Below are 1,084 nucleotides of genomic sequence, written 5' to 3'. Positions count from 1 at the left end.
AAATCATTACTTCTCTTATAAATACTAGGTTTATATGGCTTTTAATTCCGTGATAATACACGGGTAATGTTCCCATCGTGGTCACAGTAGTACCAAAAACCTCTAAAGAAATTTAGGGGTTTTTTTACGGCATTTTTTCAACCAAATTTTCGAGAAATTCTAAGATTTAATTTAAAAATAAATCAATACCGTTCACTAATTAAAGTAGTTTAAAGGCATTAACGAATGTTTAAGCTGATTTCAGTCAATAATTTACAGATGGACAACTGATAAAAATCTCTACGAAAGAAACTTCTTTAGTCTCTAAACAAAAAAAAGGATAGCTATAAATACTACCCCCTTTTTTATCCGAAATTTTTTTTTTACATTTCGTCAACTACTTCATATACTTGTTTATCAATTGCCCGTTTGACATCAATAAAGAACGTTTTGTCCTCCTCTTTTTCTAACACTATCGTTAATTCCTCAAAGCTCCTGCCATTTAGAAATCGAACAGCTTTAATTCGTTTAGTAAGCTTATTTAATTCAGTATCGCTTAGATCAAACTTGGATATACCTTTACAATTAAATTTACTATAGGACTTGAGAGTAATTTTAGTACTGTCTTCAAAAAGTATTGTTAAGTCATCTTTTTCCAAGCAAGTACCAATGCCAACAGATTCAACAATTATCCCAGTATATACAAAAGCCTCATTTTTCATTTCAAGTGATGGCTTCACAATGAAACCTACTTTTTTGCCATCCAGACTTAAAAGACTTTCGTTTGTATAAATATATTCTTTGTCTGTCATTACGTCCTCGTGATACAAAATCTTGACGTTATTCTGTGCGAATGCATTTAACCCGATAAATAGAATTAATATCAGTACTGTTTTTTTCATTTTCATTTTTTTTAAGTAAGCAATTAAATAATCAAACCAACAACTACTATTAAGTAGTCTATTTTAGATTATAATTTTATTGGCTAATCGTCTTCACATAAGCTGTACAATACAATTTTATAGTAATAACCCGTTGGGTGTAATTATTTGAGGTAAAAAATATTGATTAGATATTGCTCAAGATACTGAAATTCAGTATCTTG

Annotated in this window: 1 protein-coding gene; it reads right to left on the bottom strand. The window is 29.5% G+C overall.

The window, feature by feature from the left end:
* Window positions 1–362: 362 nt before the first annotated feature.
* The gene (locus ACEN2H_RS15610; RefSeq protein ID WP_441733986.1) at window positions 363–881 is read right to left on the bottom strand and encodes a hypothetical protein; all 519 of its coding nucleotides are present in this window, start codon (window positions 879–881) and stop codon (window positions 363–365) included.
* Window positions 882–1,084 lie beyond the last annotated feature (203 nt).

Source organism: Flavobacterium sp. W22_SRS_FP1 (genome assembly GCF_052113685.1).
Classification (GTDB): Bacteria; Bacteroidota; Bacteroidia; order Flavobacteriales; family Flavobacteriaceae; genus Flavobacterium.
Note: the sequence above shows the minus strand (reverse complement) of the source record. Positions and strands in the feature narration are given on the sequence as shown.